Source organism: Klebsiella sp. HN106, from assembly GCF_051209435.1.
Lineage (GTDB): Bacteria > Pseudomonadota > Gammaproteobacteria > Enterobacterales > Enterobacteriaceae > Klebsiella > Klebsiella oxytoca.
In genome coordinates, this window is sequence record NZ_JBLURD010000020.1 from 21,086 (window position 1) to 43,690 (window position 22,605).

Below are 22,605 nucleotides of genomic sequence, written 5' to 3' on the forward strand. Positions count from 1 at the left end.
AATAACACGTTTTTGCTTATTTTTAAGCCGATTGAACAAATTGATGCTTTACAGCCTCAACAGAGGTGTTTATAGTGCGCCCCATACCGGAAGCGTGGCCGAGCGGTTGAAGGCACCGGTCTTGAAAACCGGCGACCCGAAAGGGTTCTAGAGTTCGAATCTCTACGCTTCCGCCAAATAAAACAAGGGGTTACCGAAAGGTAACCCCTTGTTGCTTTGGGGTGTTGGAATACTGTTGGAATATTCTGTTGGAATATTTTGAGGTTCAAGCCTAAAAAAAAGCCCGCCTGAGCGGGTTTTTTTATGCCTGTTTTTCAAGAAGTGGGGCATCGAGAGAAGGGGTGATCTTTACCTTCCTGTCGTACACCAACACCTGGCTTTCTGTTTTGTGACCGGAGAAAAGTTGCTTGTCACGACTGCTCCCTTCATAGTCAGAAATTCCTTTGGCTTTGATGTCGTGAAAATTGCATCCAAACGGCATACCTGCTTTTTGTTCTGCTGCTCGTTTAGCATCATTCCACCAGTTATTCAGGGTTTTTGTGATTACCTTGCTTCCCTTGCTGGTGGTTATCACAAAATCAGAGCCTGAGGTGCTAGTGTTGCGGGCTAACTGGATAGCCGAACGGAGACGCGGCGACCATTCTTTAATCTGTTTTGCGCCTGTTTTGTTTTGCTCTATGTATAGGCCGGCATCCATAACTTCATTCCAGCGTAGATCCAGGACGTCCCCAAGACGGGCAGCACATAAATAGGATATCTCCATTGCTATCCGCAACGCAGGGATCGCTTCATGATAAATTGCTGCATATTGCTCGTCGGTAATATACACAGTGCGCGCCTTTGTAGTGAATTTCCTCACTCCCTTACAAGGATTGCTCTTTACATATCCTCGCTCAAACCCCCAGCCGTAAACGCGGCTTAAGCTTGCTAATTCGTGATTCGCCTGTGTTTTACTTTCAAGGCCTCGTTTGTCCATAAAAATCCTTACCTGCTCAATTTTTATTGAGTCAGCCCGCATTTTGCCAAATACATTTAATAATGCTCTCTGATGTTGACGATAATCTTTTTGAGTTCGCGGAGCCAACTCAGTAAAAACAGGACTCTCCAGAAAAAGATTCCAAAGTTTAGATAACGTCATGACGTCAGAACGCTTTGCTATTTCAGCTTCATACTTTGCCCATAACATAGACATGCTAGTCCCAGCCACTGGAGCGAGAGTTACACTAGATCCTGTTTCTTTGGGTTTCCAGACATAACTATATTTATACTTATATACGCGTGGTGGAAGGCGATTATCTTTATTATTTAAACGAGGTCTTCCCATTTTCTATTGCTCCAAAATCAGGCTCATCAGAAACATACTCGGAAAGCTTTTGAAGAGGCTCCCTAATTTCCTGAACATGACGACGCAAAACAATAGGCTCATTTTTTGGTCCTCTTGTAAAAGGGATACCGTGACAGCGCAACTGGTGTTGCTGCTGTGTATATCGCTTATAACGAGTAAGATCCTGAATTTCTTGTGGTGATAAAGTTAACTCGTACATGGCCTTACCTCTGGCCGACCAACAATTTAACGCTGGTCGGATATTAAAACTGAATATTGAAAATCACTTACGCAATCTTGCTCTTTCAAGCGCCTGTTTCGCCTGAATAGGTGCATAGTTCATAGCTAAAATAGTTTCTGCGTCAAAAAAGGAAGCACTGTGATTCGTTTGTTTCATCACTCTTTGATGCATATCCAGCATTGCTTCTATCGCTAACTTCATATCATTCTGTATAGCATTACTAATTTTTCGGTTGTACTGTAACTCTTGCATCGCTGCAGCTATGTCGGCGTAATCGGTTAAAACTGAGTCGTCACAAGTTTCAGCGCGAAGTAGTATTTCTGCGATGCGATTGTCAGTTAACAGGTTATTTTTCGTCATTTTCTTCTCCAATCTTTGTAATGAGTTCAATCTCTACTTTGTCGCATTTGGTTATTTTAAATAACAGCGCCTGACAGAACGGGCAGGTAGAGAAAGTGTCCCAATATTCGCCAGGCTGTGGCTGTACTGTTTTTAATTTCTCAAGGCAAGCGGGGCAGTTATACGCAATAAGTTTTGTTCCGTTTTGTTCTGCTACCGCAAGCCATGTTTTATATGAATGGGTTAATGAGTTAATTAACTTATTCATTATTCCTCCCGCTTTCATTTTTCTGCTTTTCCTGATTCCAGGCTTTTTCCATAAATTCATTACTGAAATCCATTTCAGGGGCTTGAACAAAAGCGATATAAGCCTCTTCCTGGCAGTTCGTGCAGTAGCCCGATACTTTTCTGCACCCACAACTTTCACAGTAATTGCTCATGCTGCGGCCCTGCTGCGCTGTGCTTCTATATCGCGCTGTTCAGTGATGATTTCCTGCACTTCGTTTAATAGCTCGCCTGAGAGCGAAATAGTGCCGCTCTCGTCGATTCCTGCAAGAGTGATAAGCTCAACCAAGCGGCGGACTTTCTTAACACTGATTTCAGGTGCTATAACGCTACGGGTAACTTTCTTTTTGCCAATGGCAGCAGCTTTGGCTTTATCTTTTTCCAGCACTTCCCCGGCCTTCTCACCGTGTTCTTTAACACGATCAACGGCAACAGCTATGGATACCTCCCCAGATTTAACCGCTTCCTGGACGTCATGATTTGCAACGCTTAGTGTCAAAAGGTTTTCAACCGTTGGGATTGCCTTGTGGACCAGCTTTGCGATTTCCGCCGTCGTCAGGTTGAATGCGGCAAGGTCACGAACAACCGCTGCTTGCTCAATCGTCGTGAGTGGTAGCTGATTATTCGACGTCATGATGCGTGCAATACGCTGCACGTCGTTTCCGGTGAATGGCACGATGTGGATACGGTCTACAGGCTTCCCGGCCTCACGGCAACGCAGAAAGCAGCGCTGGCGGCGATGGCCTTCAACAATCCACACTCCGCCCTCGTCACGGGGTATCACCTCAAGCGCCGGAACAACCCCGCCCGCCATCATGAAGGCAAAGGTGTCATCGTCAGCGTTACGAGTACGTTCGTTATCTTCGCGGCGGTTGAAGTTAGGCCGAACGTGAATATCGTCGATAGAAATAAACATGCCAGTGTCAGAGCGTTTGATGATGCCGCCCTTGATCATTTTCTTAAATGAATTAGCCATATCATAGCCCTCTTAATTTATTAACATACTTCATGCATTTAGTCGGACTGCATTCCTGCCATTTATTTTTGTGCTGCATTTTTTGGCTTGGAGTGTAATAACAGACCGTTCCTAATGGTGTTCGGAATACCAGAGTGTTGCTTCCTTCTTCAAAAGTGATACCGTTTTTGATAAAGAAGGCCTTGATTCTTTCGTGAGCACCATCCCTTGCTTTTTTTCTACCTTCTTTCAGATAGGGAGCAATATCACGATAATAATCACCTACATCACCCATTCTTATTATTCCTTTTCTTTCTCAGATTACGACGATTAGATAATTCAGCGACGATTTTTCTCGTATAGTCGATTGCAGGATTCAAAGGCTGCTTGCGCGGATATCTCAAGTCATCGTTTTTTTCTTCGAGAATTTCATTTTCAAATACAAACATATCACCCTCCTGTCAGGCCGCCTGAGCGGCCCACAGCGTTACCGAACTGACAGAGTGTCTTCTCCGCGAACTACGCGAGCACCAGGAATAAGGTTCAGTTGCTCTGGTGTTGGTTCTTCGCCTTTTGCTCGCATAGCTTCAATAGCTTTCAAGTTTTCAGTAAGGATTTTTTTAATTGCTTCCTTATCAATTTCATTAACTATCTCTGTATGAGACGTTACATAATCATCGGGCAATAATGTTTCATCAATAATATCAAGTGAGATACTTCCCTTTCTCACCGAATAAGTATTGACTGCCGTTTTGAAGGATGTGCGACCAGTAGCAATTAAACAATCAAGTAGATATTTTTTAAGGTTAAAGCTCTGACGATCCCAATGCTTTGAGCGTTCAGTGAGTCTTGCAGCTTCTTCTTTGCATTTCTTTTTGTTTGCTTCAAAGTCGCGAATAACTGACATAGTGGCATCGAATTTATCTTCCATCATGCCTTCGATGCCTTCCAGTGTATCCGCAATAGTTTGTGGGTCCATTTCGCCACTTTCAGCAAGTGAAAGGATTTTGCTAATCTCGTTTGCTAAATCTATTGTGCGAGTACTCATGCTTTTTCCTCCAGATTTTTAAGACATTCAGCCTTAACTTCTTCAAGACGGCGCAAGCGGCCTTCTAAATATTTTGCATATTCATTATCAGCAGTATCTTTTGCAGATTTTAAATGCACAGCAATTGTGCGTGTCAGGCTACTGGCAATTTTAGATACTTCATTCTGAGTAACAGCTTTGCGCATGGTTTCAACGTTGCCTTTAAAACGCTCGTCCAGTTCTTCACGAATACGCGCAGTATCATCGGCTTTATCACTGGCGTCTTTAATTTCAAACTCAAGTTTACTTTCTGCTTTATAAACAGCGTCATCATAAAGCCCAAGCCAGATATCAGCAGAAAAGCCGAGGGTCGATAATGCTTTTTTGATTGCATCTGTTAGCGATTTTTTATGAACTTCGCTATCGCAATAAATCCCATGTTTAGTTGTTTGCCGATAAACAGTTGAGCCATAACTTTCAACAGTGGCACGTTCACCCTCAGCTAAATACCAAAGTTCAATTTTGAGATAATGGTTTAATTCATAAATTAAAGAACCATCAGAATCACGAAGAGTTCTTTTTCCGATGAACTTATTACCTTCAAATATTTTTTCTGATAATGGGGAGCCTTCTAGCATTTTATCTTCGATAACTTTCCAGCCCCAGCCTAAACCCACAGGGCCAAACATTTCTGTTGCACGCATAATCATGTATTCGGCATTAATACTTGTTCCTCCGAATCCAAGATCGCTCATGTCTTTTGTATAACGAGGGTTTGTGCGCATGACGTTACGCCACAGCTTCAGGTTCTCGCTATCTCCCAGCTCCTTATCCAGTTCATCGGCACGTACAATAAAACTGGTGTCTGGTTCTGTGACGATGGTCGGGGCTGGTACTTCTTTCGGTTTGCCTTCAACCCAGCGGGGATCATCCTTGTCGCTGATTCCTTCTACATACTCGCCACGTTGTGCTGCAAGTTGCTTGTCAACTTCTTCGGAAGAAGGGGGATTATTTTCCGGTTCGGCCTTTACCCCGTTTTTTAGTTGCTGATGTTCTTCTTTGCTGATTTCGATAAAACCATCTTCACTGAGGATCTCAACCAGTCTTTCGTATTTATTTACTCGTCCCCAGCGATCACCGTTCACCTCCTTGTAATAGAACGGGCCAGTACGCTCTACATGTGGCGCAGTTTCCAGCGTCCCCGCTGTTGAGTCATCGTCGTGCTGATCCGGTTCCACTGTGCCAGTCGTTGACGCTGTCGAGTCCAGAGAGCTATCTGCGTACGACGTGTCCTGTTTGGTTTCATCTTCAAATACCCCGTGAGATAATAGAAACGCATTTATGTAATCATTCAAATGCACCGCGTCTTTGTGAATATCGTCAGGGCGCATCTGAACCAGATCACGGATGGTCAGCAGGTCATATTCGAGCACACGTTTAATGGTGCGCAATGCTGCGGAGAATCGCTTCCAGTCGTCCCTGTCCTTGTCGATAATTTCCTTTTTAGCCCAACGATAAATCTCACCGTCAACGCTGCCAGGATTAACGTCACCCGGCCAAAACGCGTTAGCGAGTTCCTGATCCAGAGTTTGATATGTATGCTTGTACGTCCGCTTAGGACGTTCGCCAGCATCATTTGCAGGACTCATGTTTACTGCGTTATTTGCCGCCTTATCTCGTACGATACTGGCAACTGATTTTGAAGGGCCGCCAGGTTTGCGCTCACCCTCAAGGCGCTTCTTCCAGTTCACTAATTCTGCTTTAATTTCAAGCCATTTAGCAGTAGGGGCGCATTTAGCCATAACCCATCCAATTGCGTTTAAAATACGCTCTGAGTGCATGGCGGAAATTTCTGGCGTCTTAGTGATTGCTTCTACAATATGCCCCTCAAATGAAGGCGTTTCTTCTTGTAGAAGCGTGCGAGCAGCAGGGATGAGATCCTTGGTTAACTCATCATGTCCATACATTACCAGCGCCGCAATCTTGGTATCAGCCGATAAGGTATTAATATCTACTGCCTCTTTTAGTTCGGCTTTAATTACGGGGTGCCCGACCTCTTCATCCCAATCATGTTCGTACATGAAATTTTCATCCCAGCAATCAATAGACGGACAGGGGATCTCTGGTGCAGCTTCGCAAATGAGGAATTTATAAGCAGCATCCTGCGCACCTGGATAATCTTCCACAAAACTTAAAGAGCATTTGGCTCGAGCATGGCGCTCGTCTTTAGCTTCGAATGCACGTGCAACTTTACTCGCTCCGCTTTCTTCAATAGATTTTTCATCTGGTATCGCTGCACAGATAAAAGTTTTTAAGTCAGACATGATTTTCTCCATCTTTCACAGTTTCAAATGTTTCATTTAATTTTTTTAAGACTATTTCTGGTAAAACATGATCGAGGTGCTTCTTGTCAGAAAGTTTTATCTGACCAATAGCCAGAATTATTAGTTCTTCAGTAGTTAGATAACCGTTTGCTACAAGTCCCATCACCATTTTTTTCATTGCACTATGTGTGATGCTCAGTGTGATTTCTTCACCGTTATTGAGAACCATTTTTTTAAAATCAAGATTAATTTCCAAATCGATACCCTCATTTATCAAGCTGAAAACTTGATTAAATTTTCATGTTGATAAATGCCCCGCGAACGGGGCGTTCTGAATCAGTCTTCACCGCCGAGTTGCTCATATATTTGTTGAGCATCATCGCCGTTTTGATCACATAAGGCTTCCCACGCCTCCCAATTGTCGGACAGGAACTCTCGAACCCGCATTAATTCGTATTCCATTTATTTACCCTTTGTTAGTATGTTTAAGAAATTTTCAATGTTCACTTTCATGATTCTATTTTTATAATTTTTGTACGAGCCATTAATAATATTGTGTTGAATTAAAAGTTCTCCTGTATTGTTAATGGCCTCCATAGCATCAAGCGGATTATCGAATTTGCCGAGCACGTCACCGCCATCAAAAGCAACGGTGTAACCCTCATCATCGCTGGTCTGAATAAAGCCAGAAAGATTACCCGCCGTTTTGAACGCCGCGAGATTTTTGTTGATTGCCTTGAGTGTGGTGATGCTAATGTTTAAATTAAACATAGTGCGCTCCTGAATTTTATGTGTAAAATTCCCCGCCAGATGATGGCGTGTTAATTAATATTTGAAACTAGTCGCTATCTTGTTCGTCAAATACCCTCAATATAAATATCACCAACAAATAAAAAAGAATTGTTGCTAATGAAAATATTTTTAATCCGGTTTTAAAGGTTTGCCAATCAATCATAACCCCGCTGGTGTTTCTCCATTATTCCGAATAATGCCTTCTACCGGATAACATTCGCCAGTAATGTGTTGTTCAACCGCAACCGCTTTACATTCTGAAAAGCTGTCATAAACACCGATTACCTGATCCTGTACTTCTCCGGTAGTTAAATAAACAGTCATTACAAGTGCGAACAGAGTATTCATTTTTAACCTTTTTACCTGTGGCAATGGCATGTTGAATAATTGCTTGTTGAAACATCACTTCATCCTGAAGATAAACAGCAATTGCGAATTTACTTTGAGCCGCTTCTATCGGTGTTATCATTATATTTGCCTTCATTTTTATCAGCGTTATAAAAGGTGAGGGCGGTTGGCAAACTCCAGTAATTATTCTCAAGATATCTTTTTGCAGTTTCCTTTGCCTCACCAGTGCGAATCATGAATAAATCGATCAATTCTCTTTTATTCATATGGCATCCTTAGAACGTTATTTTTAACTCCTGAGCCATTGCTCATATGTTTTGAGGGGTTTGCCAGTCATAAACTCGTTGCCTTTCCCATCGTCGGCGCATGAACGGTATATCTGATATTCCTGGTCGTTGTTTCCACGTCCTCTGGTTTGCCAGATGTCGCTGGCTACCAGCTTCTGGTGTTGCTGATTGGAATTCATCTCAGCATTTATTGCCATAGCTTCCGCGTACATAGCATCCCATGCTTCCACATCCGTAGCTGAGTTACCTGATTTTGATTTCAACCAGTAGGCGCGGAATGCACGATTTTTTGTCGCGTAGTCGATGAATGTATTTGTTTCCAGCGCATCAGCGTGGCACTGTTCGATTGCTGCATTAATGTCAGCCTTCAACTGGCGGGCCACAATCAGATCTCTGTCGCTGATTGCGTCATTGAACTCTTCAATCATGTTCTCTATGGCAATGCGCGACTGGTCGAAAATCTTCATCACGCCATCAACAAAACAGAGAACCCGTGTAGGCAGGCGGGAACAATTAACGAATTCTTCGCCTACCAGCTCGTAATCGTCATCGATGACAATGTTAAATTCTGCTGTACACCATAAAGCTGATTTGTACGGGCGAGCCAGAAATTCCATACCATTTTCGAGGCGAGTACCGGTAGCTTCTTCTGCAATTTGAAAACCGTCGCGGCGCTGATAAACCATGAATTTTCTTTCCATAACCTATCTCCTTTGTCGTTGCCCTTAAGCCAGGCGGGCTGAACGTTTTTGCTGAGAACACTGTGCGTGTTTCGATGGTTGAAGATTAGCTTTAGCTAACACTTAGATCAAGAGAAAAATGTAAGCTATGGCTAACATTTTTAATGTGGGAGGTTAACAGTATGAAAATTAATGGATTATTTTTTTATAGTTCGCTTACGTGCCTGGAGGAGTTCTTCGAATAGGATATTGAAGCTTTCTACTCGGGCGCGCATTTCGCTAAGCTGAGCTTCCTGTTCTGACTCTGGGAGAGCATTAAACAGGTCTAATAACTCTTGCTGACGTTCATCAAGAGGAGGGGTTTGTTCAACAGGAGCGCCCGGCGAAACCTCTTCATCACCGTACATTATCCAAGTTGGTGAGCACTGGAGCACTTTACTGAGGGCGAAAAGATTCTTCCCTGAAGGCTCGCTGTCATCACGTTCCCACTGAGAAACAGATACATGCGATATCTTCAGAGCCTTCGCTAGCGTTCGTTGGGTAAACTTCAGATCTTTTCTGCGCGATCTGATTCGTTCACCGATTGTTAGTTTTGACATATCCATAGTTAGCTAATGCTAAATCTAATTGACTCTGTTATTGTTACCTTCTATTGTGTTAGCTAAAGCTAACAAATAGAGGTCGAAAAATGCTTACAAAGGATGCATTGGGTTACTTCGGTAGTAAAAGCAAATTAGCCAGCGCTGCTGGAGTAAAAATCCAATCAATTTATAACTGGGGAGAACTAGTTCCAGAGGCTCGGGCGTCAAGATTACAGATTGCTTCAGGCGGTGAGCTTGTCTATGACTCCGCTGTATACGACGCACATGCTAAAGCAAAGCACGCAAAGGGACTGAATCATGAAAATCACCCCAACGATTGAGCAAATCGCCTCTGGTGTTGAATCATGGGCGCAAGCAGATGGCTGGAAAACAGTAGCCGTCCGTTTTGCTGACGAGTATCAGCAGAAAGTTGGGGGAGAGTTAATCCCTCCTGCTGTCGATGAACACGGGATCAGGAACGCCACGCAACGTGTAAAACGTATCTTTAGCTTAAGTGGTCCTCGCTACGTCAAAATGGCATCGAGTTTGTCTGATATCGCGCTTGACGCAATGCCCACACGCCGACGCATGGAAATTGAAGAACCTGATTCTCCAGCTCTGCTAACTGCTAAAGCAATGGAGGCGTATAGCGCTGCAATTGCTGCACTAACAATCAGGTGTCCTACCGCCACTATCAAACTGAATAAGGCGATGGAACACCTTCAGGCTTTGATACCAGTAGCGGATATGCTGATTCATTAAATTGGTGGCTGTATGAGTATGTCTTTGATGGTTCAGGCAATGAAAGCGAGGGTGGGAAATCCTCTGCGGAAATTAGTGCTGATAAAGCTTGCTGATAATGCCAGTGATAGCGGGGAATGTTGGCCCGCCGTGGCGACAATAGCATTTGAATGCGAAATTTCAGAACGCTCAGTTCAGAACCATATTAAACAGCTTGTGGCTGATGGTTTTGTACGCGTTGAAGAGCGTAGAGGGGAAAACGGCGTTAATCGTTCCAACATCTACCATTTGTCCTTTAATAATGACGGTGCAAATCCTGCACCCTATCAGAACGGGAGCATTTCAGAGGGTGCAAATGCTGCACCCTATGGTGCATATCCTGCACCCCAGGGTGCAAATGGTGCAGGGGGGGAGGGTGCAGGAGCTTCACCCAGAATCAGTCAGTTATTAGATCCAGTCATTGAACCTAAAGATCCCCCTTTATCCCCCAAGGGGAAATCAGCCGGTAAAAAATTTGACCCGTTGCTCGTGGATCTTCCCGAATGGTTACCACGACAAGTTTGGTCTGAGTGGGTCACGTACCGCCGTCAACTCCAGAAGCCAATTAAAACGCAATACGGTGTAACAGGCGCAATCAACAAACTGGAAGAATTCAGACGACAAGGTTACGCGCCTATGGCGGTAATCTCTCACAGCATGGCGAATGAATATCGCGGATTATTTGCGCCACCAGTTGCTCCTGCGATGTTGAAAAAAACAGTAACTGGTATTTCGACACCTGATTCCGAAATACCAACCGGCTTCAAGGGGTAGCCATGAAGAATATTTCTGATGCCATGAAAAGATTGCAGCGGATTATTCCAGCGGGCATATCACCGAAATTTTCCACTGCGCAGGAGCTGATGGACTGGCAGCAGGAAGAGGGCCGTAAACATTCACAGCAACTAAACCGAGAAAACCAGCGTACCAGAATTGAAAAAAAATTCGGTCGTTCTGGCATTCGTGATCGATATCAGAACTGCACATTCAAAAACTACACAGTAGGGAATGAAGGTCAGAAAAAGGCGCTTACAATGGCTAAATCCTGGCTAAATAATTTTGGTTCAGGCTGTGCGTGCTTCGTGTTTAGCGGCTCTCCTGGAACCGGGAAAAATCACCTCGCTGCTGCGATAGGAAATGCATTACTCGCACAACAAAAAAGCGTGTTAATCATTACGGTTGCAGACCTGATGACTGAATTTAAGGCCAGCTTCAATGGGGGAAAATCTGAGGCAGAGCTTATGGACGACATTTGCCGTGTTGATCTGCTGATTCTTGACGAAGTTGGTGTCCAAATGGACTCGAAGTACGAGAAGGTAATTCTTCACCAGATCATTGATCGCAGAACTTCAATGTTTAAGCCGGTAGGTATCCTTACAAATCTGAATTTTGCAGAACTCAGCCATGCCGTCGGAGAGCGTGCGATTGATAGATTACAAATGGAAGGAGGGGTTTGGGTGATTTTTAACTGGGACAGCTACAGATCGAGAGCGAAATGATACGTGATTTGTCGATAAATTGATAAGCATTCCCTATTAAATCTAAAAACAAAAAAACAGTTGTTGTCAGTACAAAAACCATTCAACTCATTGAAAATATTTTCTTTTAACAAAAAATGTATGTTTAAGCTGGAAACAATTACTGTATGAATGTACAGTAAAAGGCGTAACACAAAGTTAAGGTACTCAGTGATCACTTAGAGCTGGGAAACTGTAACGAACAGACTCGCGATGGAGACGGTAGGGACAAATCCATGCAGCAGACAGAGGGCAATCACTGTGTATATACCTGATGATCTGGTTAGAGGTTTACACGACAGTACACGACCGCTTCTCATTTTTCGCAATGATGATGGTTCGTTCAAATGTGGATTTGTTCTACGTCCTGACGAGTTCGTTACAAGCCTAATCAAATTAAACGAGGCAAGAAAAGCTGCGGGATTGCCGATTGTAGACGTGCTGGGTAATCCTCTATAATGTTTTAAGGGTCTGAACAACCCGCTGAAACACTGTGCCACCGGAGATAACGATGGCGCAGATTATACAACTCTTTAAATCTTCACCCACCACCCTGACCACGGCTACGCCCGAGGCCAGCGATTTTTTGCAACGTATCAAAATCGGCGTGTGGCTTAACTGCGACGTTAAGCAAGCCAGAAACTACCTCTTCCATAAGCGCTTCTTCGCTCTGCTCAATCTTGGGTTCGAATACTGGACACCAACCGGAGGGGCGATCTCAGCTGTAGAAAAAGAATATCTTCATGGTTACGTCCGATTCCTCATTTCCCTGGTTGGTAATGAAGACACACTGATGGACAGTGAGCAGTATTATCACGAACGTCAGGGTAGATGGCGTACCAAAGAAGTTGCTATCACCAAATCCTTCGAGGCTTTCAGGAAATGGGCAATCGTAGAAGCTGGCTTTTACGACGAGTACATTCTCCCCGGCAATATCCGCCGCCGAGAGGCGAAATCAATTTCCTTCGCCAACATGAGCGAGGCCGAATTCTTCCAGGTTTACAAGGCTGTTTTTAACGTCTTGTGGAACAACATTCTTTTTGAAAAATTCCGTAATTATCAGGAAGCCGACAGCGTGGCGATGCAGTTTCTGGAGTTCGCCGCATGAAGAGAAAACCAGACCTCCGCAAAGCTGCACGCGGGCGCGAATGCACAGTTCGCATCCCTGGCATCTGCAACCACGATCCAGAAACCTCATGCCTGGCACATTACCGGCTCGCGGGTACGTGTGGTACCGGATGCAAACCTGACGATGAACAAGGTGCTATTTCTTGCAACGCCTGTCATGACGTGATCGACGGTCGCGTAAAAACCAAAGAATACACCTACGAGGAACTTCGGCTTATGCACGCTGAAGGAATTCTTCTCACACAAAAAATCTGGCGGGATGAGGGGTTACGATGAACGCGCAGCAACTGGAATATGTCCGCATACAACTACGCGCTGCACTGGTTGATGACTCAGGTGGCACTAAAGGGCAACTGGAGGCGTTCGCAGAGCATCCACCAGCAGAAAAGAATCTGAACCCACGCAAAATGATTCACGTTGTTGAACTCGATAATGGGCGTGGCGGTGTTCGTAGAGTAAAAGCTGAAAATAGCGCGCTCTACGTCCTCGAAACGCGCAGCCGCCGCCGCCCAATGCCTCCAATGAAAGATGGGGCTTTCTCATCGTGTGAATGGCGTAGAGCCGTTCTGTTACTACCTAAACAGCAACAGGCGTGGATTCGATACTGTTACGGATTTGATTTGAAATATTCCCTTCAGGTAACTATCTGCGAATATGTCTGGAATAGCTTTCAGGATTACCATGTCAAAAGACCTCTCCAGTCACGCATCATAAAAGACATGATCAGGCTGGTCTGGATCTCTGTGCAAGATGTAGCGGCCAAGAGAAAAAACGAGACTTACAAAGAATACGCGGGTAGTGCGCTGGCAAATATGATTAATGTTTCAAGACAAACGTGGAGCAAGTCCAGGGCTAAAAAATGGGAAAATTTAAAACTGGTTTCAGAACGACTTGATAAAGCGGCAATAAAAGCTGTCTGGGAAAATTACAGGTCGCTCATGCTTGATGACACCCAAGACTGAAAGGTTGACAAAAAAGGCCTAATTTCGTCTAATATTGATATACTACCAGAGTTATAAACACCCGCCAAAGCGCGGGTTTTTTTATAGATAATTTCAGGAAAGCACATTACGCCGTCCAACTAACCTGGGGTGGTTTGTTGGGTAGTGTGCTCTCCTGTTTTCGTAAAGTTATATGATTTTGTATGTTACCCCCCCCCACGTAGAGGACATTCCTAAAACCATTTTCTTGGTGTGGCTTCTCCAGGTCTGTTTGTGCTTCGTTTAACTTTTGCTCTTTAACCTCCCTGATGTTATTTTGAGTGTCCGGACACCTTTGCAAGGTGTGCGCTCCCTTGAAAACACAGCAATTTTTAATGCTTAGTATTTGCTAAGGTTATCAATAATAACATTTAGGGATTGTATGTTATGGAAGCAAATGTTTTGATTTGTCCCGCCTGCGGGAGAGAAAACCGTAAAGAAGATGGTGTCTGTGAGTGCGGTTATGATGAGGAGCTGGAGCAGGGAGTAGTTACATTTGCTCCTCAGAACGCCCTGACAGCAACTCTAACTGTAGTGCCTGGAGAAGCGGGACCAGTCTTTGAGGCTGTGACAGGTAATCCTTGGACGCTTGATGTTGATGATGTAAAGGCTTTCATTACACAGATTGAACGAAAGTTCAAACTTAAGCGTAAAAACCACAGTTACATTGCTGAAAATAGACTTCCTTTTAGTACTGCCTCTCTTTTAAATAGATACAATAAAGGAGAAATTGAGTTTCCTCAATTGGTAGAGTCCTTTATGGGTAACCTTAAAAATGAGGCTACTTTAAATAAAAGAAGACCAGCAGGTGGTTCTGTTATTTTTATTCATTACCATAAAGATAATGAACATGATAGCTTGGGCAGAATGTTTGTTATCATGGTTGATAACAACAGCGTCTTCAACTTCGATAAAGATTTAGTGCCTCAAAAATTACCTTCAATAGATATAGATGCATTAAGGCAGGCTGCTCTTATTGATCTGACTCTTTTTGATACACTTTATCCTGAAAGAAATGGTGAACCTTATGTCCAGTTTATAACTGGCAAATCAAGCAGTAATTTCTTCAAGATTGCTTTAGGATGCACTGACGAATTAGATAATAATAAAAGCATCGAAGAGGTGAGGGTTGCACTTACTGATTTTTCCAAACATTTAAAGCTTCCGACCAGTGCAAGGGTTAAACTCTTGGAGTCTTTCTCTCAGTTAATGACCGATAAGAATAAAAGCGTCACCAATAAAACAATCACTCTAAAGGAGTTAGAGCAGGTTGTAGATAAAATCTTGCCAGAAGACTCAAAGGGTAAAGGTAAATTTGAGCAGTTTGCTTTGCTGGGTGATTATAAAATTAACGAATTTTTCGAGCCTAGCAGAGTTTCTTCAGGTCAATTTGAGAAGGTTACACTGAAAGATACCGAAAATGATTACACATGTAATATCTCGGTCGGAATTATTAGTGATGATGTGAATTCAGGCTCGAAAGTTATTTATGATAAGCAGGAAGAACGTCTTATTATTCGTTTGTCTGAAGCTGATAAAGCAAAAATGAACGGTGTGTTTGGTTCATGAAAATAAGGATTGGATATGTCTAAGAAAAGTGATTTTTCATTTTTTGTTGATATGTTCTTTTCAGGTTCATATGAATTGCAGGATGGCGTGGTGTCTTATGACATCACTGATTTGCCAATTCCAGTTTCTGATCTTGTTGATATGCTTAAGGAAAATGGCCTTAAGTCTCAAATTCATACTAATGTGAATGAAATAGCTTTCTCAGTCTCAAGCGGTTCACTATCTTCAACATCTACGATTTTTCCTCGCCTCGATGATCTTTGGAGAATAGTCACTTCAGGAAATAAGATTCCGGAAGAATTTTTAATAATAAATGAAAAAATAGCTTCTACAAAACAATCTGATGTAATAGAAAAAATAAAATTATATCTTAAGTGGAGGGCTGTAATATTATCTTTGTCAGTACATGATATTCCCAAAAAAGCTATTTGGTATCTTCCTGATGAAAATGGTGGAAAAGAGATAGTTATTACAATTCCTGAGTCTCTTAGCAGAGTTAAGGAGTATGAAGTTGATCTGAAATCTCTTGAAAGTGCAGTAAAGCTAGAGAATGTTCTTTTACTTGATGATGCACAGTCAAGTGAAAGAGTGTCCATTCTTAAGAAAGCTATCAGTGATTTTATTGGTGTTGGCTCTTCATTTGAAAATATAATATTTGCGGGTGAGCGAGTCTTAAATAGATATAACGATCTTTTGGATTTATATACTAAAAGGTTTTCTGTTGATAAAATTTTAAATGAAATAGAGTCGAAGAATCTAGAGTACACTACAAAAATAAATGATTATATCTCTACGAGTCAATCAAAGGCATTTACAATACCTGGTGCATTAATTGCAGTTGGGGCGTTGGTAAAAGTTGGCGGGTTTCTTGAGGGTCTCCTAATTTTGATTGGTTTGTATATGATTTTCTTTATTGCGAAAACAGCGAATGATGCTCAAAGAGAGTCATATGAAAATTTAGAGAGAGGCTTAACTGAATCATTTGAAAGATATCATCAATTCGACGAAGGCACAGAAGTAAGAAAGGCTGCAAAGAATACACTCCGAGCACTTCATGACAAGATTAGTAAGGCGACTGAAAGGCTTGATGATATAGACAGCCTGGGTAGATGGATGGTTTGGCTGGCTTTGATTTACATGCTTCTTCAATGGTTGTTCAGCTAGACCACATTTAAATTTTAAACCGCCTAACGGCGGTTTTTTTATGCCTGCAATTTGGGAGGAATCATGCAGAACTACACCCCGCCAGGGGGCTGGGGTCCGGTACTTCATTTTTTACACGAGAATAGCTTGGCAATCAAAGGGGCTTTAACTGCGTTTTTAACAGCACTGTTATTTTCATTATGGGATGGTGAGGGCTGGCGGCGGTCGATAAATGCAGGGCTTATCTGCTTCATTGTTAGTGCTGCGGTAGTAAGTGCTATGCACCAACTCGGAATGAGTGAACAGGATTGGTCATTCATTATTGGGGCAACAGTGGGCGGAATAGGTGTAGATCGGTGCAGAGCGTTTGCTGTCTCAATAGTGAATTATATTGCCGACCAGCGGGGGATTAAACGTAATGACAAAAGATGAAATATTTAACATTATCCTCGAAAAAGAGGGAGGCTATGTTAACAACCCAAACGATAAAGGCGGCCCAACAAATTGGGGAATTACTCAGGCAGTCGCCAATGCTCATGGTTATACCGGCGATATGCGCAATCTTACACGTGCGCAGGCACTGGATATATATGAGGCTGACTACTGGTACGGTCCGAGGTTTGATCAAGTAGCTGCTCTCTCGCCGGATATTGCCGCTGAGCTTTGCGATACTGGCGTGAATATGGGGCCAGTAGTTGCAGCGAAATTTCTCCAGCGCACTCTCAACGTGATGAACAATCAGGGGAGTCTTTATCCCGATATTATCGCTGATGGTCAGATAGGCCCACGCACGATTGCTGCACTGAAGAGCTATTTAACCACCAGAGGTTCCACCGCTACTAGGGTAATGCTGAAAGCGCTAAACAGCTTACAGGGCGCCCGTTATATCGATCTCTCAGAGCAGCGATCTGCAAATGAAGCATTTACTTTTGGATGGTTTGAGCGGGTAGAAATATGAATAAGATTAAAGCCTTTCTCTCAGCAATTGCCTCCATCTTTCTTCTTATCATCACCTCATTCGGTTTAGGCAGGATACGCGGTCGCGAGAAAGCGCAAGCGAAATACGAGAGAAAGCGATCAGCAGAGAAAGTCAACGCCAGCATCGCAGTAGCAGAGAGACTGGCAATGGCAACAAAAGGGGCCAATGATGTTCAGGAAGCTGTTAAGCGTATGGGCGATGACGATGTTGATAGGGAGCTGCGCGAAAACTTTACCCGCCCCGGTGGTGGTTGATACCGCCTGCTACTGGGTTCGCATTATCTATCTGACAGAGCATGATATCGATGTTCTCGACCGTCAGACCAAACGCGACATTCTGGCGCACAACAAATCAATTATGGCAAATTGCCAACAAACATCGGAAATTAAAAGGTCAATTGTCGTTAATAAGTGAGCCAGTAGCCAGCCTGCCATGATAAAATCATTACTAACTATGGGACCATTATAAGGAACGAATGAAGTGGACGTGCTGATTGACAGTTCTCTTGAAGGCTATCTCTTTCTCTTACTGGGTATGTGGCCCGTTTTAATTATTGCTTTCGTCGGGTTGGCTCTATCATTTTATGGCGTGTTTATGCCTAAAACAGCGGTCACCTTTTTGTTACTTGCTATGGTGATAGGGACTACAGGATGGATTTATACCTAATCTCGCTTCATTAAGCTATTGAAAATACGTAATAGTATAAAAAGGAGAACTCCAGGGCCGTACACCGTCATCATTAATATAACTATCCAGAACGTTGGGATGACATACATTGCGTTGACAACCTGAGCGCGGTTACGGCAGACGCTGCGGAAAATAAATCCTAGCCTCAGTTCATACCAGCAGGTGATAACGGGATGCATTTTTTATCCTGACACATTTGTACTGCTTAAACACAATGTAAGAGTCTTGTTGATATCAAGTCTGCTGAATTTTATTATACGATACATCAATCTGATTAGTTTCAGTCACGCTCTCTATCGTTTTTAATTGTAGAAATTTTAGCTTTAGAAGTGGCTATGTTTTTTGTTTTCTGAAGCCTAAACATGTACTTAAGCTTCAGAAGAGTAGTTAGTCATTTACTTTATAGGCTTACTCTCTGAGGGAAGGAAAATATTACCGCAGTAAGGGCAGATCAGTGTTATATCATTTTTAATTCTCGACAGGCTATGCGTTGACTGGCGAGAGCAGTGAGGACAGGTGCTTTTTACAGGCCTGAGTGTACGTATCTTGTCTTTGAGCGTCGACATGGTTTTTATCCTCGTGAGTGATTGCTAACCATACACCACAGGGCAGGAAATAGCTCACTTTATAACCTTTATGTTTTTGTGACTACTTTGTTTGTGTGGTAGATGACAACGAACGACTAAAGCTAATTTCGTTAGGGCAAGGCCGCTGCACCTGTTCGATGGCGAGTAAACCAGCTAATGACATTTTCAAAGATTTTCATTGAGTGTGACAATGCTCTCAGAGCAATCATCTGCATATATAGGCTATTTGAATGGTATTTGTCGGTTAAAAAGACGAACTGCCATTATTATATGTTTATTAGTATGAAGAAAAATAAAACACACTACTATCATTGCACCTCCGTCCCAACACCAGTCTGTCGGAGGTCAGTTACTCGTTTTTAGGTAATCTCTCCCGGATGGCTCCTGAGAGTTTATTTAATTGAGAACTGCGCATGACAAAAGGCCGCATCTTTTTGCGGCCTTTTTCATAGCCATCAGAAAGGCCATCCCCGGTTTTTTTATGGTATTGCGAAGCCACTTTAGTCAGGGAGTCATCCCGGAAACAGCAAACGTAAGCGCTGAGTTGATTAAAAAATGCTCTATTGGTGATATGATAAGACCCATTTATTGAAAGGATAATCATCATGTCATTTTTCGATTACGCATTAAAACGTATAAATATTGCGTCAAAAATAACAGTGACTTGTCCTGTTTGCGGGCATAAATCCAATCATCCTACTACAAAGGTACGCAAGGAACAGGCGTTACTCTGCCCGAGATGCAAATCACTGTTTGTCATTCACAGGTAACATACCGCCAGACTGAAACTAACCGCCTCAGGGCGGTTTTTATTGCCTGAATTAGAGGGCCTCTTTGCGGGATGGCTCTGTAATGCTAAGTCGAATGGTTGTTACTTTCTCTTTCGAAAGGATAAAAGCAGACCAAGCGCGACATTCTGGCGCATAACAAATCAGTGCAGGCTAACTGTCCAAGGGAACCTATCAATAATAAGTAAGCTCATGAAGGTCGATTAACGGATCATGTGAGGGTTGTTCGTGATAAAATTCAAGCGGTATTGTTGCTTAAAGGAATTCGTGATGTGGGCGTGCTAATTGACAGTGCCCTCAAAGGCTATCTCTTTCTTTTATTGGATATGTGGCCGGTGCTGCTTGTTGCTTTCATAGGGCTAGCTTTCTCCTTTTATGGTGTTTTAATGCCGAAAACAGCAATCACTTTACTGTTACTTGCTGTAGTAATCGGAATTGCCGGAGGGATTTATGCATAGGGCATGGCACGATACTTTCTGACTACCTGTGCTTCGCAAAATCAAGTTATTAGTCCATAGCCTCGCAATAGCGGGGCTTTTTATTACCAGAAGAAGAAGGAAATACCATGTTTACAGTTAAGGCTATTATCAACGGCGTGACCCACATCTGCGAACAGCCGAGCGTGACCATTGCCCGCGCGGGGTGTGAGCGTTTCGACGATATTCTCTTGCAGACAAACGACCACTCAAACCCTGATTTCGCTATCTGGCTGCCAGCGGTCTATTCAGACCCACAATGCACAGATGCGCTTCAGGAAGAAGAGTTAATCGTCAGCGAGCGCGAGGGTGTTCTGGATGAGGATGCCATTGCCATTCTGGTAGAAGACTTCGAAAGCCCTGAGCACGCAAAGCGCAAGGCATTCGATGGTGTTCGATACCAGTTCATCTATCCCAGCGACCAGGTATATGTGATGAATTCCCACGGCTCAACCATCGAAACGGTTAAGTAAGGCATTACAGCAGGCATTCACTGAGTGTCTGTGATAATGGTAAAATATGAAACCGTATAGCTCTTTGTGAGGTGACAATGACTTCAGAACAGATTCAATTCTGGACAATGATGGCTACATTTCTATCTGCTGTTGTTGCGGCCCTATCGGCTTTCTTTACTTTCAAGACGGTAAATTCTTGGAAAAAAGAGGCAAAACATGAAGCTCAAAGAGAATTCAAAAAAGCTGTTTATCATTACAATGAGATAGCAAGAATACTTCCTCATGAAGCTTTGATGCACTTGAGACAAGAAAAAGAAGAAGAATTTTTAGCTTTCAAAAAGGCTAAAAGTGATTGTTCTTATGCATGGGCCATGACGGAAGGATCAATTAGAAATCAGTCGGTTATTCAGTCATGGTCCGAATTGGAAAGAGCACATCATGATTACATGTTAATCCGTCAAAATATAACGGTTGTGCAGGATAGAGCAGCAGAAATAATCGAATCACGCTTCTTGAATTAACTCAGAAACCTAATGACAGAGCCTCGCAATAGCGGGGCTTTTTATTTTCAAAAAAACTAACATGTTTTCAATTAAGACCATCATCACCAATGTTAGTCATTACAACAGGCATTCACAGAGTCCCTGTGATAATGATGAACTGAAGAACCCGCCGCCCACCCTGGGCATTGTCTGAAGAACGTCTGAGAGAGAAATGGGCGACCGCTGGCAGCTTAGACCCTACCAGCGATCATCATACCCACGCAAGGAGTCATGAGTACAACCGAGGCCCACCCGCTCTCGAGAGCCGGGCCAGTTTACGCAGGTTTAAGCCGTGACTGAACAAAAAATTTCTATTCGTTATCTTGAGCGCTCAAAATTAAAACCGTTTGAGCGCAACGCTATGATCCATTCCGATGCTCAGGTGGCACAGATTGCAGCCAGTATTGAAGAGTTTGGATGGACAAACCCGGTTTTGATTGATGAGAACAGCGAAGTGATTGCTGGGCATGGTCGGCTGGCTGCAGCCGAGTTGCTGGAGATATTTTCGATACCAACAATCACCCTTCGTGGCCTGACTGACGCACAAAAGCGTGCGTATCGCATTGCAGATAATAAATTGCCGCAGGGCGCAGTATGGGACGATGCGTTACTGAAGGCTGAGCTTGAATCATTGAGTGCGGAAGGATTCGATCTGAATCTGACGGGCTTCAACGATTTTGAAATCGGTTCTATGAAAGGGGATGCAGGGGATATTCCTGGCGAGCACTGGATCGGAATGCCCGAGTTTGAGCAGGAAGAAAAGCAGGGAGTTAAACAGCTTATCGTGCACTTCGAAACAGAAAGTGATGTTCACGCGTTTGCTGAACTGGTAGAGCAGACCATCACTGATAAAACGAAGTATATCTGGTACCCGGCTAAGGCTAGGGAACGTCTCAAAGATAAGGTGTATCTCAGCGATGAATCCTAAGTTCCCCCTCTACATCGTCAGCAAAGGGCGCTGGGAAAGCCGATTGACGGCTAAAACACTTGAGCGCCTGCAGGTACCGTATTTTATCGTTATTGAAGAACAGGAATACGCGCAGTATTCAGCGGTTATCGATAAAGAAAAAATACTGGTTCTGGATAAAAAATATCAACGTGATTACGACACATTTGATGAGCTGGGACTGACTAAAAGTGTCGGCCCTGGCGCAGCGCGTAACTTTGTATGGGACCACTCAATCGCTGGTGGTTATCCGTGGCATTGGGTGATGGACGATAACATTCGTGCGTTCTACCGGTTGCACAAAAACAAGCGTTTGAGGGTTGGTGACGGGACGATATTCCGCTGTATGGAAGATTTCGTTTTGCGTTATGAAAATGTCGCCATGGCGGGACCGAATTACTACATGTTCGCGCCTGACCGACAAAAATGTCCCCCATTCATCACGAATACACGGATATATTCCTGCAATCTGATTCGAAATGACACGCCGTTCCGCTGGCGTGGTCGTTACAACGAAGATACGGACTTATCACTGCGTATGTTGAAGGCTGGCTGGTGCACGATTCAGTTCAACGCTTTTTTGCAGAATAAAGTTGCGACTCAAAAAATCAAAGGTGGGAACACTGCTGAGTTTTATGCTCAGGAAGGGACCTATAACAAATCCCGAATGCAGGTCGAAATGCATCCTGATGTGTCGAGGATGGTTTTTAAATTCGGGCGGGTACATCACCATGTCGACTATTCGCGGTTTAAATCTCTCCGGCTACGTTTACGTTCTGATGTTCTAGTCACCAATGGAGCAGATAACTACGGAATGGTTCTGAAAGAGAACTATACGGAGTAAT

39 protein-coding genes and 1 tRNA gene are annotated in these 22,605 nt (G+C 43.4%); 21 read left to right on the forward strand and 19 right to left on the reverse strand.

Annotated elements, in window-relative coordinates; genetic code table 11:
• Nucleotides 1-88: 88 nt before the first annotated feature.
• Nucleotides 89-176: transfer RNA gene (locus tag ACSIPU_RS27310), tRNA-Ser, on the forward strand.
• Between the two features lie 125 nt (nucleotides 177-301).
• Here the strand turns inward: ACSIPU_RS27310 and ACSIPU_RS27315 are convergent.
• The 17 genes from ACSIPU_RS27315 to ACSIPU_RS27395 form a co-directional block, all read right to left on the reverse strand.
• Entirely contained in the window at nucleotides 302-1,324 is a 1,023-nt protein-coding gene (locus ACSIPU_RS27315) for a tyrosine-type recombinase/integrase (protein ID WP_435322444.1), read from the reverse strand.
• Complete coding sequence (locus tag ACSIPU_RS27320; RefSeq protein ID WP_265785910.1) at nucleotides 1,302-1,544, reverse strand: DUF4224 domain-containing protein; 243 nt, start codon at nucleotides 1,542-1,544, stop codon at nucleotides 1,302-1,304. The genes ACSIPU_RS27315 and ACSIPU_RS27320 overlap by 23 nt, the downstream gene beginning before the upstream one ends.
• A gap of 63 nt (nucleotides 1,545-1,607) precedes the next feature.
• A complete protein-coding gene (locus ACSIPU_RS27325) occupies nucleotides 1,608-1,925 on the reverse strand; it encodes a hypothetical protein (RefSeq protein WP_154902574.1) in 318 nt (105 codons plus the stop codon).
• Nucleotides 1,912-2,172 (reverse strand): hypothetical protein, encoded by a 261-nt coding sequence (locus tag ACSIPU_RS27330; protein WP_435322445.1) that lies wholly within the window; start codon nucleotides 2,170-2,172, stop codon nucleotides 1,912-1,914. Before ACSIPU_RS27330 ends, ACSIPU_RS27325 begins: the two co-directional genes overlap by 14 nt.
• Nucleotides 2,165-2,344 (reverse strand): hypothetical protein, encoded by a 180-nt coding sequence (locus ACSIPU_RS27335; protein ID WP_154902572.1) that lies wholly within the window; start codon nucleotides 2,342-2,344, stop codon nucleotides 2,165-2,167. Before ACSIPU_RS27335 ends, ACSIPU_RS27330 begins: the two co-directional genes overlap by 8 nt.
• On the reverse strand, nucleotides 2,341-3,165 hold the full coding sequence (locus ACSIPU_RS27340) for a ParB/RepB/Spo0J family partition protein (protein ID WP_435322446.1): 825 nt from the start codon (nucleotides 3,163-3,165) through the stop codon (nucleotides 2,341-2,343). Before ACSIPU_RS27340 ends, ACSIPU_RS27335 begins: the two co-directional genes overlap by 4 nt.
• Nucleotide 3,166: 1 nt before the next feature.
• Nucleotides 3,167-3,439 (reverse strand): hypothetical protein, encoded by a 273-nt coding sequence (locus tag ACSIPU_RS27345; protein WP_154902570.1) that lies wholly within the window; start codon nucleotides 3,437-3,439, stop codon nucleotides 3,167-3,169.
• The gene (locus tag ACSIPU_RS27350; RefSeq protein WP_158414384.1) at nucleotides 3,432-3,593 is read right to left on the reverse strand and encodes a hypothetical protein; all 162 of its coding nucleotides are present in this window, start codon (nucleotides 3,591-3,593) and stop codon (nucleotides 3,432-3,434) included. Before ACSIPU_RS27350 ends, ACSIPU_RS27345 begins: the two co-directional genes overlap by 8 nt.
• A gap of 38 nt (nucleotides 3,594-3,631) precedes the next feature.
• Entirely contained in the window at nucleotides 3,632-4,192 is a 561-nt protein-coding gene (locus ACSIPU_RS27355; protein ID WP_154902569.1) for a siphovirus Gp157 family protein, read from the reverse strand.
• The gene (locus ACSIPU_RS27360; protein ID WP_435322447.1) at nucleotides 4,189-6,495 is read right to left on the reverse strand and encodes an exodeoxyribonuclease VIII; all 2,307 of its coding nucleotides are present in this window, start codon (nucleotides 6,493-6,495) and stop codon (nucleotides 4,189-4,191) included. Before ACSIPU_RS27360 ends, ACSIPU_RS27355 begins: the two co-directional genes overlap by 4 nt.
• Nucleotides 6,488-6,751, reverse strand: a complete 264-nt coding sequence (locus ACSIPU_RS27365) for a hypothetical protein (protein ID WP_064355793.1) — start codon at nucleotides 6,749-6,751, stop codon at nucleotides 6,488-6,490. The genes ACSIPU_RS27360 and ACSIPU_RS27365 overlap by 8 nt, the downstream gene beginning before the upstream one ends.
• A gap of 80 nt (nucleotides 6,752-6,831) precedes the next feature.
• The gene (locus ACSIPU_RS27370; RefSeq protein WP_256682149.1) at nucleotides 6,832-6,957 is read right to left on the reverse strand and encodes a hypothetical protein; all 126 of its coding nucleotides are present in this window, start codon (nucleotides 6,955-6,957) and stop codon (nucleotides 6,832-6,834) included.
• Nucleotides 6,958-7,266, reverse strand: a complete 309-nt coding sequence (locus ACSIPU_RS27375; protein ID WP_064355796.1) for a hypothetical protein — start codon at nucleotides 7,264-7,266, stop codon at nucleotides 6,958-6,960.
• 180 nt (nucleotides 7,267-7,446) lie between these two features.
• Nucleotides 7,447-7,635: a DUF1482 family protein gene (locus ACSIPU_RS27380; RefSeq protein ID WP_074184715.1), complete on the reverse strand. Its 189-nt coding sequence runs from the start codon at nucleotides 7,633-7,635 to the stop codon at nucleotides 7,447-7,449.
• An 89-nt stretch (nucleotides 7,636-7,724) separates the two neighbouring features.
• The gene (locus tag ACSIPU_RS27385) at nucleotides 7,725-7,901 is read right to left on the reverse strand and encodes a hypothetical protein (RefSeq protein WP_177952625.1); all 177 of its coding nucleotides are present in this window, start codon (nucleotides 7,899-7,901) and stop codon (nucleotides 7,725-7,727) included.
• Nucleotides 7,902-7,924: 23 nt separating this feature from the next.
• Nucleotides 7,925-8,623: a hypothetical protein gene (locus tag ACSIPU_RS27390; protein ID WP_196558038.1), complete on the reverse strand. Its 699-nt coding sequence runs from the start codon at nucleotides 8,621-8,623 to the stop codon at nucleotides 7,925-7,927.
• Nucleotides 8,624-8,799: 176 nt separating this feature from the next.
• Nucleotides 8,800-9,201: a helix-turn-helix domain-containing protein gene (locus ACSIPU_RS27395; protein ID WP_049101654.1), complete on the reverse strand. Its 402-nt coding sequence runs from the start codon at nucleotides 9,199-9,201 to the stop codon at nucleotides 8,800-8,802.
• A gap of 89 nt (nucleotides 9,202-9,290) precedes the next feature.
• Here ACSIPU_RS27395 and ACSIPU_RS27400 point away from each other — a divergent pair, with 89 nt between their 5' ends.
• From ACSIPU_RS27400 to ACSIPU_RS27465, 14 genes are all read left to right on the forward strand, one after another.
• Nucleotides 9,291-9,524: a Cro/CI family transcriptional regulator gene (locus ACSIPU_RS27400; RefSeq protein ID WP_075212228.1), complete on the forward strand. Its 234-nt coding sequence runs from the start codon at nucleotides 9,291-9,293 to the stop codon at nucleotides 9,522-9,524.
• Nucleotides 9,502-9,945: a hypothetical protein gene (locus tag ACSIPU_RS27405; RefSeq protein WP_049101657.1), complete on the forward strand. Its 444-nt coding sequence runs from the start codon at nucleotides 9,502-9,504 to the stop codon at nucleotides 9,943-9,945. Before ACSIPU_RS27400 ends, ACSIPU_RS27405 begins: the two co-directional genes overlap by 23 nt.
• A gap of 12 nt (nucleotides 9,946-9,957) precedes the next feature.
• Nucleotides 9,958-10,737 carry a helix-turn-helix domain-containing protein gene (locus ACSIPU_RS27410; RefSeq protein WP_435322448.1) on the forward strand — a complete coding sequence of 260 codons (780 nt, stop codon included), beginning with the start codon at nucleotides 9,958-9,960 and terminating at the stop codon, nucleotides 10,735-10,737.
• A 2-nt stretch (nucleotides 10,738-10,739) separates the two neighbouring features.
• Nucleotides 10,740-11,462 carry an ATP-binding protein gene (locus ACSIPU_RS27415; protein ID WP_196558036.1) on the forward strand — a complete coding sequence of 241 codons (723 nt, stop codon included), beginning with the start codon at nucleotides 10,740-10,742 and terminating at the stop codon, nucleotides 11,460-11,462.
• A gap of 529 nt (nucleotides 11,463-11,991) precedes the next feature.
• Nucleotides 11,992-12,588: a DUF1367 family protein gene (locus tag ACSIPU_RS27420; protein WP_196558035.1), complete on the forward strand. Its 597-nt coding sequence runs from the start codon at nucleotides 11,992-11,994 to the stop codon at nucleotides 12,586-12,588.
• Complete coding sequence (locus ACSIPU_RS27425) at nucleotides 12,585-12,884, forward strand: DUF1364 domain-containing protein (protein ID WP_196558034.1); 300 nt, start codon at nucleotides 12,585-12,587, stop codon at nucleotides 12,882-12,884. The genes ACSIPU_RS27420 and ACSIPU_RS27425 overlap by 4 nt, the downstream gene beginning before the upstream one ends.
• Nucleotides 12,881-13,570 (forward strand): bacteriophage antitermination protein Q, encoded by a 690-nt coding sequence (locus ACSIPU_RS27430; RefSeq protein ID WP_435322449.1) that lies wholly within the window; start codon nucleotides 12,881-12,883, stop codon nucleotides 13,568-13,570. Before ACSIPU_RS27425 ends, ACSIPU_RS27430 begins: the two co-directional genes overlap by 4 nt.
• A gap of 405 nt (nucleotides 13,571-13,975) precedes the next feature.
• Nucleotides 13,976-15,157 carry a nucleoid-associated protein gene (locus ACSIPU_RS27435; RefSeq protein ID WP_196558032.1) on the forward strand — a complete coding sequence of 394 codons (1,182 nt, stop codon included), beginning with the start codon at nucleotides 13,976-13,978 and terminating at the stop codon, nucleotides 15,155-15,157.
• Nucleotides 15,158-15,172: 15 nt separating this feature from the next.
• Nucleotides 15,173-16,321, forward strand: coding sequence for a hypothetical protein (locus tag ACSIPU_RS27440; protein ID WP_196558031.1), 1,149 nt, complete (start codon nucleotides 15,173-15,175; stop codon nucleotides 16,319-16,321).
• Between the two features lie 63 nt (nucleotides 16,322-16,384).
• Entirely contained in the window at nucleotides 16,385-16,732 is a 348-nt protein-coding gene (locus ACSIPU_RS27445) for a phage holin family protein (protein WP_196558030.1), read from the forward strand.
• Nucleotides 16,719-17,258, forward strand: coding sequence for a glycoside hydrolase family 108 protein (locus ACSIPU_RS27450; protein WP_196558029.1), 540 nt, complete (start codon nucleotides 16,719-16,721; stop codon nucleotides 17,256-17,258). The genes ACSIPU_RS27445 and ACSIPU_RS27450 overlap by 14 nt, the downstream gene beginning before the upstream one ends.
• Complete coding sequence (locus tag ACSIPU_RS27455) at nucleotides 17,255-17,533, forward strand: hypothetical protein (protein ID WP_064373927.1); 279 nt, start codon at nucleotides 17,255-17,257, stop codon at nucleotides 17,531-17,533. The genes ACSIPU_RS27450 and ACSIPU_RS27455 overlap by 4 nt, the downstream gene beginning before the upstream one ends.
• Complete coding sequence (locus ACSIPU_RS27460) at nucleotides 17,484-17,693, forward strand: hypothetical protein (RefSeq protein WP_224257448.1); 210 nt, start codon at nucleotides 17,484-17,486, stop codon at nucleotides 17,691-17,693. The genes ACSIPU_RS27455 and ACSIPU_RS27460 overlap by 50 nt, the downstream gene beginning before the upstream one ends.
• Before the next feature lie 66 nt (nucleotides 17,694-17,759).
• A complete protein-coding gene (locus ACSIPU_RS27465) occupies nucleotides 17,760-17,945 on the forward strand; it encodes a hypothetical protein (RefSeq protein ID WP_064374019.1) in 186 nt (61 codons plus the stop codon).
• 416 nt (nucleotides 17,946-18,361) lie between these two features.
• Here ACSIPU_RS27465 and ACSIPU_RS27470 read toward each other — a convergent pair whose 3' ends face one another.
• Together ACSIPU_RS27470 and ACSIPU_RS27475 are read right to left on the reverse strand one after the other, a co-directional pair.
• Nucleotides 18,362-18,532 (reverse strand): YnfU family zinc-binding protein, encoded by a 171-nt coding sequence (locus ACSIPU_RS27470; protein ID WP_222859448.1) that lies wholly within the window; start codon nucleotides 18,530-18,532, stop codon nucleotides 18,362-18,364.
• 370 nt (nucleotides 18,533-18,902) lie between these two features.
• Nucleotides 18,903-19,160 (reverse strand): hypothetical protein, encoded by a 258-nt coding sequence (locus ACSIPU_RS27475; protein ID WP_286050784.1) that lies wholly within the window; start codon nucleotides 19,158-19,160, stop codon nucleotides 18,903-18,905.
• Here ACSIPU_RS27475 and ACSIPU_RS27480 point away from each other — a divergent pair.
• From ACSIPU_RS27480 to ACSIPU_RS27505, 6 genes are all read left to right on the forward strand, one after another.
• Nucleotides 19,159-19,323 (forward strand): YnfU family zinc-binding protein, encoded by a 165-nt coding sequence (locus ACSIPU_RS27480; RefSeq protein WP_217290983.1) that lies wholly within the window; start codon nucleotides 19,159-19,161, stop codon nucleotides 19,321-19,323. The genes ACSIPU_RS27475 and ACSIPU_RS27480 overlap by 2 nt on opposite strands.
• Before the next feature lie 233 nt (nucleotides 19,324-19,556).
• Nucleotides 19,557-19,799, forward strand: coding sequence for a hypothetical protein (locus ACSIPU_RS27485; protein ID WP_371318448.1), 243 nt, complete (start codon nucleotides 19,557-19,559; stop codon nucleotides 19,797-19,799).
• A gap of 107 nt (nucleotides 19,800-19,906) precedes the next feature.
• Complete coding sequence (locus ACSIPU_RS27490; RefSeq protein WP_196558028.1) at nucleotides 19,907-20,290, forward strand: hypothetical protein; 384 nt, start codon at nucleotides 19,907-19,909, stop codon at nucleotides 20,288-20,290.
• Between the two features lie 77 nt (nucleotides 20,291-20,367).
• Nucleotides 20,368-20,793, forward strand: a complete 426-nt coding sequence (locus ACSIPU_RS27495; RefSeq protein ID WP_064374026.1) for a hypothetical protein — start codon at nucleotides 20,368-20,370, stop codon at nucleotides 20,791-20,793.
• A 313-nt stretch (nucleotides 20,794-21,106) separates the two neighbouring features.
• Complete coding sequence (locus ACSIPU_RS27500; RefSeq protein WP_053087342.1) at nucleotides 21,107-21,742, forward strand: ParB/Srx family N-terminal domain-containing protein; 636 nt, start codon at nucleotides 21,107-21,109, stop codon at nucleotides 21,740-21,742.
• A complete protein-coding gene (locus ACSIPU_RS27505) occupies nucleotides 21,732-22,604 on the forward strand; it encodes a GREB1-related protein (protein WP_196558027.1) in 873 nt (290 codons plus the stop codon). The genes ACSIPU_RS27500 and ACSIPU_RS27505 overlap by 11 nt, the downstream gene beginning before the upstream one ends.
• The last annotated feature ends 1 nt before the right edge of the window (nucleotide 22,605 follow it).